This window comes from Mycobacterium sp. E342 (assembly GCF_001667665.1).
In the GTDB taxonomy this organism is placed as follows: domain Bacteria; phylum Actinomycetota; class Actinomycetes; order Mycobacteriales; family Mycobacteriaceae; genus Mycobacterium.
In genome coordinates this window covers 1-6,702 of sequence record NZ_LZJM01000119.1, presented here as the reverse complement: position 1 = coordinate 6,702, position 6,702 = coordinate 1, and the positions used below count along the sequence as shown (strand labels likewise).

Annotated in this window: 7 protein-coding genes and 1 pseudogene; 2 read left to right on the top strand and 6 right to left on the bottom strand. The window is 67.3% G+C overall.

The window, feature by feature from the left end:
- The 6 genes from A5692_RS07700 to A5692_RS07675 all read right to left on the bottom strand — a co-directional run.
- On the bottom strand, nt 1-223 hold a 223-nt coding region (locus A5692_RS07700; protein WP_156765974.1), incomplete at its 3' end, for an AMP-binding protein.
- On the bottom strand, nt 216-1,820 hold the full coding sequence (locus A5692_RS07695) for a class I adenylate-forming enzyme family protein (RefSeq protein ID WP_068054228.1): 1,605 nt from the start codon (nt 1,818-1,820) through the stop codon (nt 216-218). The genes A5692_RS07695 and A5692_RS07700, both read right to left, overlap by 8 nt.
- Nucleotides 1,810-3,288 (bottom strand): class I adenylate-forming enzyme family protein, encoded by a 1,479-nt coding sequence (locus tag A5692_RS07690; protein WP_068054225.1) that lies wholly within the window; start codon nt 3,286-3,288, stop codon nt 1,810-1,812. The genes A5692_RS07695 and A5692_RS07690 overlap by 11 nt, the downstream gene beginning before the upstream one ends.
- The gene (locus A5692_RS07685) at nt 3,288-4,082 is read right to left on the bottom strand and encodes an enoyl-CoA hydratase/isomerase family protein (protein WP_068054231.1); all 795 of its coding nucleotides are present in this window, start codon (nt 4,080-4,082) and stop codon (nt 3,288-3,290) included. Before A5692_RS07685 ends, A5692_RS07690 begins: the two co-directional genes overlap by 1 nt.
- Nucleotides 4,079-4,891, bottom strand: a complete 813-nt coding sequence (locus A5692_RS07680; protein WP_068054224.1) for an enoyl-CoA hydratase/isomerase family protein — start codon at nt 4,889-4,891, stop codon at nt 4,079-4,081. Before A5692_RS07680 ends, A5692_RS07685 begins: the two co-directional genes overlap by 4 nt.
- Nucleotides 4,892-4,900: 9 nt before the next feature.
- Nucleotides 4,901-5,713: an enoyl-CoA hydratase/isomerase family protein gene (locus A5692_RS07675; protein ID WP_068054221.1), complete on the bottom strand. Its 813-nt coding sequence runs from the start codon at nt 5,711-5,713 to the stop codon at nt 4,901-4,903.
- Between the two features lie 131 nt (nt 5,714-5,844).
- Here A5692_RS07675 and A5692_RS07670 point away from each other — a divergent pair, with 131 nt between their 5' ends.
- Nucleotides 5,845-6,552 carry a hypothetical protein gene (locus A5692_RS07670; RefSeq protein WP_068054218.1) on the top strand — a complete coding sequence of 236 codons (708 nt, stop codon included), beginning with the start codon at nt 5,845-5,847 and terminating at the stop codon, nt 6,550-6,552.
- Nucleotides 6,549-6,702 (top strand): annotated as a pseudogene (locus A5692_RS28940) (enoyl-CoA hydratase/isomerase family protein); the annotation flags it as partial. The gene A5692_RS07670 and the pseudogene A5692_RS28940, both read left to right, overlap by 4 nt.

Sequence of the window (6,702 nt, the reverse complement as noted above, 5' to 3'; positions counted from 1 at the left end):
GGGTCAAGGCGATAGCGACCTGCACCCAGCGGGTGCTGTTGGGCATGATCAATCCCACCCTGGTGCCTTTTCCCACACCGGATTCAACGAAAACCGCGGCCAATTCTCTGGTAGTGGAGTCGAGTTCGCGATAACTGACCCGTGACGCAGGGTCGATCACCATCGGCTTGTCGCCGTCGTGGTCGGATCGGAGCCGTACCAGTCGGTCGACGGTGTCAGGCATCGAAGAGCTCTCTCAGTCCTCGTGTGTCGACCTTGCCACTGGAGAGCAACGGAAGCTCCGAGCGTGAGACGGCGACAAAGCGCCGCGGGATCTTGTATGCCGACAGCTCCGCCCTGAGCCGGTCGCGCAACGCCACCGCGTCGAAGGCAGCACCGTCCGGCACCACCACGACCGCCGCGACCAGCTGGCCCCGCCGGGCATCGGGAACGCCCATGACGTGCGCCGTCAGTCCGCCGGTGACGCTGGCGATGGCCCGTTCGACCTCGGCCGCCGAGACGTTGGCTCCCGCCGTCTTGATCATCGTGCCGAGCCGGCCGAGATAGTAGAAGAATCCGTCGGCGTCCACCCGCACCAGATCGCCGCTGTGGAACCAGCCGTCGGCATCAAAACATTCCTCGCGACTGCGTCCGTAGTAGCGTTGCATCACATACGGTCCGCGGATGCACAGTTCGCCGACGTCGCCGGCGGTCACCGGTTCTCCCGTTTCGGTGTCGATGATCCTGGTGTCGAAACCCGGTGCCGGCTTGCCGAACGACCCGCGCCGGTTCTCCGGCTGATCGGTTTCGTCGTCGCTGATCAGCACGACGCTGCCGGCTTCGGTCATGCCCAGCATGTTGTGCCGCAGTTCGGGGTCGGCCGGTCGAACGTCGGGCGCCATGATCGGATAAAGGTTGCCCCGCCGCATCGATGACAAGTCGCGGCCCGGAAAGCTCGGATGTTCGGCCAGGTGAGTGATCCCGGCGCTGAAACCGTTGGTCACGGTCGGTCTTTCGGCCTCCAGCAGGTCAAGTGTCCTACCGGGGTCGACGGCGTTGGAGCACACCAGCGTCGACCCGGCGACCAACGTGGCGAGCAGTCCGAACGCGAAGCCGCCGACCCAGAAGAAGGGCGAATTGCAGAACAGCCTGTCGTCCGCCGTCAAACCGCGAATCTTGTTGAGGTTCCGCTGATGTCCGAGCAGCGCGCCATGCGTGTGCACGACACCCTTGGGGGAGCTGGTGGAGCCCGACGTGTAGACGATGGCCAGGGGGTCGCAGCCGTGGACGTCGTCCTGGGCCGCCGCCAGCAGCTCGGGGTCCACGGTATCGGCCAGCCGGTAGAACCGGACGATGTCGCGGACGCGCCGCGTTGCGTCCGGGCGGTAGGTGATGCCGACCTGCCGCAATTGTGGCGCGGCCGGCGAGAACAAATGGCGGTCGGAGTCGAAGTCGGGATCCGACAGCAGCTGTTCGAGCCGTTGCGCGTAGTCATGGGTACGGAAAGACGCGGCGCTCAAAAGTATTTCGACGTCGCTGTCGAGCAGCTGCTGGCGCAGTTCGCGGTCGGTGACGAACGTGGAGAAGGGCACCACCACGGCGCCGATCCGCGCCGCGGCCAGCATCCCGACCACGAACTCCGGGCCGTTGTGGTAGAGCAGGCCCACATGGGTGCCCTTGCCCGCGCCGGCGGCGATCAGCCCGCACGCCAGCTCGGCCGAGCGGGCCTCGGCTTCGCTATAACCGATCCGGTCGTCGTCGCAGACTAGCAGCGGGTGGTCCGGGCGCGACCGGGCCTGGTGTGTCAAGACCTCGACGAGGGTCGGGGTGTCACCGAACATGGTCGCCGTGGGGTGCGCTGAAGAAGCGCTGGACCGCGCCCAGGTCGGCCTTGCCCGACGCCGTCCGTGGGATCGCGTCGACGATGGCGATCTCGGTGGGAATCTCGTAGCGCGCCAGCCTCGTTCGCAGAAACTCTACTAGTGTGCCGGACTCGGTCGAGCCGGGCTCGTGCAGCTCGACCATGGCGACCGGCGTCGCACCGAGGCGCTGGTCGGTGCGACCGACCACCGCGGCGCCGGCCACCGCCCCATGGCTTTCCAGAGCGGTGCGGACGTCGTCGGGCATCACCTTGAACCCGCCGCGGATGATCGCCTGGTCGGCCCGCCCGACGATCCAGACGAAGCCGTCCGCGTCGATGCGCGCCATGTCCGTGGTCCGCATCCACCGGGCCGACGGCCCCAGCTGGCTCGGCTTCACTTCGAGCAGACCAACCCGGTCGGGTCCCAGCGGCGCGCCGTCGTCAGTCACCACCCGCAACTGTGCGCCGGGGTTGGCGCGACCGACGCTACCCCGCTTGGCCGCCCAGTATCGCTGGTAATCGGGCAGGGTCCAGCCTGCCACACCGCCACCGAACTCGGTTGCCGCATAGGAGGTCAGCACCAGAATGCCGTACTTCTCGGTGAAGGCGTCGGCGTCGTCGGCCGACAGCGGGGCGGTGCCGCAGGTGACCGCGCGGATGCTCGCCAGGTCGGCGCGCGGCACGTCGGAGTGCAACACCGCGCGCAGGGCGGCGGGCACCAGCGATACCGTGCGCGGCCGGTGCCTGCGTACCGCGTCGGCCCACGCCTTCAGCTCGAATCGCTCGAGGAGCGCGAACGGCCTTGCCTCGGCGATGCATTGCAGCACGCGGAACACGCCGCCGATGTGCACCAGCGGCGAGTTGACGATCGCGACTCCACGCCGCAGCTCCGTGGGCGCCGGGGCGCGATCGGCTTCGGCGCCCATCACACTGCGCGCCAGCGTGTCGTAGTCGAGGTCGATTCGTTTGGGCGGTCCCGTGGTGCCGCTGGTGAGCATGCGCACCGCGACGCCCGGCCGCGGATCGGTCTGCGCCGCGGGTGAAGTGGTCGCGCAGTCAGCTGGGGGATCGTCCAGCCGACCGGAGATCGGCACGGCCGTCGTCGCGGTCGTCGGGGGCACCAGCGCCGTCAGATCGTCGCGTTCCGCGATGATCAGCGGTACCCGCAGCCCGGCGATGTCGGCCCTGGTGCGCTCGTCACCGCGAGACGGGTTGATCACGGCGACGGTGCCGCCGCCGAGCAGCACCCCGAGGAAGGCGGCCACATGACCGGGGCGGTTGCGCAGCAGCATCCCCACTTCCGCGCCGGCGGTGAGGGCGGCGACGCGCCGTGCCGATTCGGCGACGCGAGCCCAGGAGACCCATCGCCCCTCGTACTCGATGGCGTCCGCGTCGGGCTGCAGGTCGAGGACATCGGCGATGCGTTGGCTGAGGGGGTGCGGGGGCATCAGCGGGTCTTCGGACTGCGCGCGACGCCTTCGCGGCCGGACTTCTTATGGGCGGCGAGTTCGGCCGTTCCGAGCGGGTTGCCCAGGCGGGTGTAGATCAGTCCTTGCTCCATGGCCGCCCGATAGGGTTTGTCGAGCGATTCCCAAATCGCCTTCACCGTGCCCTGGGTCGCGGTCGGGGGCTTCGCGGCGATGGCGGCGGCGATTTCGTGCGCGCGATCCCAGAGCTGCTCGGCTGGGACGACCTCCGACACCAAGCCGATCCGTAGCGCGGTGTCGGCGCTGACCCGCTCGTCGTTGCCCATCAGCGCGATGCGCAGCGTCTCGCCGAGGCCGATGCGCCTCATCAGGCCGATCGGCTCCAACGCGCAGACCAGGCCAGCTGATACGTGCGAGTCGAAAAACGTCGCGTCCTCCGAGCAGATGACGACATCGGATTCGTTGACGAAGTAGAACGCACCAGCGGTGCACATGCCCCGAACGGCGCACACGACCGGTTTCCACATCTTCTGCCATTTGGGGCTGAGTGCCTCGCCGGGATCCTCGTGGTTCCAGATGTTTTCGGGCTGACCGTAGGGCGTCTTGATGTCCAGACCGGCGCTGAACGCCCGGTCGCCGGCCGCCCTCAGTACTACCGCGTTGACCGCATCATCGAGCTTGACCGTGCGCCAGGCGCGGGCCATCTCCTCGCACATGGCGCGGTTGAACGCGTTCAGCTGTCCGGGCCGGTTCAGCGTGATGGTCGCGACCCGGTGACTCTCGTCGACCTCGAGCGTGATGGTTTCGAACGTCATCGGCACTGCCAATCGGGCTTGCGTTTCTCCACGAAGGCCTTGGGCCCTTCGGCCGCATCGTCGGTGCGCAACACGCGCTCGCGGAACGTTTCGGCCATGATCTCGGCTTCGTGCAGCGGCACGTTGAGCCCCTTGAGGATGGCCAGGCGAGTTCCCCGGACCGCAAGCGGCGCGTTGGAGTTGACGATGCCGGCGATCTCGTGGGCCCGCTCGAGAAGCCGTTTGTGCTCCACGATCTCGCTGATCAATCCGAGCTCGTAGGCGCGCCCCGCGCTCATCCGCTCGTGCCTGCCCATCAACGCCATCCGCAGGGCAATGGAGCGGGGCAGCACGCGCGAGACCCGCACCATCTCGCGGCCGGCTACCAGGCCGATGCTGACGTGAGGATCGAAGAAAGTCGCTTGTTCCGAGGCGATCACGATGTCGGATGTGGTGACCCAATCCATGCCGGCGCCACAGCACAACCCGTTGACCGCGGCGAGCACGGGCTTGGCGGACGTGCGGAACGGGGGGGTGCCCTCCTGCGGTGCCTCCCATTGGTCATACGTCGACAGGTACGGGCGCTCGTAGATGACCTTGCCGTCTTCGGGGATGGCCTTGACGTCGGCCCCGGTGCAGAACGCGCGACCGGTGCCGGTCACAATGGTCAGCCAGACCTGGTCGTCGTTTTCGGCCTCGTCGTAGGCGGCTCGCAATTCGGTGATCATGTGTGGGCTGAGCGCGTTCAGGGCGTCCGGGCGGTTCAGGGTGATAGTGGCGGTATGCCCGTCGACGTCGTAATTGATGGTGTCGAACGAGTCAGTAGGCATCCTGCTCCCTCACCGGCCCTGAAATTTCGGGCCACGCCGTTGCCGGAAGGCTTCCAAACCTTCTTTGAAATCTGCTGTCCGGCAGGACAACTCCAGGTTGTACAGCTCCTGGGTCATGGTTTGACTAAGTGTCGTGTCCTGGCCGAAGCCCAGTGCCTGCTTGGTCAGCCCGATCGCCACCGTCGGCCCGGAGGCCAGCCGCTCGAGTAGTTCCTCGGCCGCGTCGTCGAGCTGGGGTGGGTTAACCGCCTGGTGGATCAATCCCCAGTCGGCCGCATCCCGCGCGCTGACTTTCTCGCCCAACAGCAGCATTCGCCTGGCCCGTGCCAGCCCCACCAGCCGGGGCAGCAGCCAGGTGGCGCCCGAATCCGGGCTGAAGCCCCGGTCCACGAACGGCTCCCAGAACACCGCGTCGTCGGCGGCGACGGTGAAGTCGGCTGCCAGCGCGAGGTTGCAGCCGAACCCGGCGGCCCATCCCCGCACACTGCAGAGCACCGGCAACTGGATGCCGGCGACCAGCTCGATCACGCGATGAGCGGCATGGGGGATCCGCCGGACCAGGTCGCCCGCACGGGGGCGCCGGCGTTCGTTGGTGGCTACCCAGTCCACTCCGGCGCAGAAGTCCTCGCCTCCCCGGATGTGTACGGCGCGCAACGAATCATCGGCGGCGGCATCGGTGAGGGCCTCGGACAAGACGCTGATCATGCTCTGGCTCAATGAGTTTCGTTGGGATGGGCGATCGAGCGTTATCCGCATCACCGCGCCGTCCCGGCGCACTGTCACCGCACCGTCGGCACCGGCCGCGTCGGCCTCCTGACTCACCGTCGAATCCGGCCTTTCTGCCGTTACGGTTACCCATACAGTAGGCAATACGATTGATACGCTGTATAAGTTAGCAGGGTACGCCGCCGCCGGAAATAGCCGGGCCGGAACCCGAGCGAAAAGGGAGAAGCATGGGCTTGCAGGAGGGGCGAGCGGAGGGCTGGACTGAACCCGAGTCGACGCGCTCGGGTGACGCCCGATTCGGCGAGCGCCCACTCTCCCAGACCATGGCCGCCGCCGGCGCCATGCGGCGCCTGAGCTCACTGCTGCTGGCGCTTGAACATCCCCACCCCACCGTCGACACCATGGTGGAGAAGTTCGCCGAATGGGAGAGCGAACTCTCTGCCGCGGCGCCGGTGGACAACGCGCCGCGAATCGGCGACGTCCCCGATGATCCCCGGCGCGTCTATCTGGACCATGCGACCGACATCGGCGCCTACAATCCGTGCTTTCCGGAGTATCGGTTCGATCACCTCGATGCCGACGAGGCAACGGGGCGAGTCAACTTCCCGCTCGCCTACGAAGGCCCGCCGGGATGCGTGCACGGTGGGTTCCTGGGTGTCTTCTTTGACTGCGTCATCCAGCACCACAATTGCGTCACGGGGCTGTCCGGCAAGACACGATCACTGGTCGTGACGTTCCGCCGACCGACGCCCGTGTTGACCGAGCTACGGTTCGACATCGTCCGATCGCAGGTCGAACGCGGCATCGCATCGACGGCACGGCTGCTACTCGACGGCGAAGTGCTCTGCACCGGCGAGGTGAACACCTTGGCGTCACCGGCGGAAAGGCTGGCCGGGTTCCAATTCGGCAGGCGGCGAAAGGAGTCCGACACATGACGCCCCCGAGCGCCTCGGACGATCGCGTGCTGTTCGAGGTGGACCCCGACCGCCGCATCGCCACGATCACGCTCAACAATCCGGCGCACCGCAACTCCTATGACGCCGCCATGCGCGACGCACTCGCCCGCTGTCTGGATCGGGTGGCCG

What these genes read in the sequence shown, in the direction of transcription:
- A5692_RS07680 (WP_068054224.1), bottom strand. Translation starts at nt 4,891, where the DNA reads ATGCCTACTGACTCGTTCGACACCATCAATTACGACGTCGACGGGCAT.
- A5692_RS07670 (WP_068054218.1), top strand. Translation starts at nt 5,845, where the DNA reads ATGGGCTTGCAGGAGGGGCGAGCGGAGGGCTGGACTGAACCCGAGTCG.
- A5692_RS07695 (WP_068054228.1), bottom strand. Translation starts at nt 1,820, where the DNA reads ATGTTCGGTGACACCCCGACCCTCGTCGAGGTCTTGACACACCAGGCC.
- A5692_RS07690 (WP_068054225.1), bottom strand. Translation starts at nt 3,288, where the DNA reads ATGCCCCCGCACCCCCTCAGCCAACGCATCGCCGATGTCCTCGACCTG.
- A5692_RS07685 (WP_068054231.1), bottom strand. Translation starts at nt 4,082, where the DNA reads ATGACGTTCGAAACCATCACGCTCGAGGTCGACGAGAGTCACCGGGTC.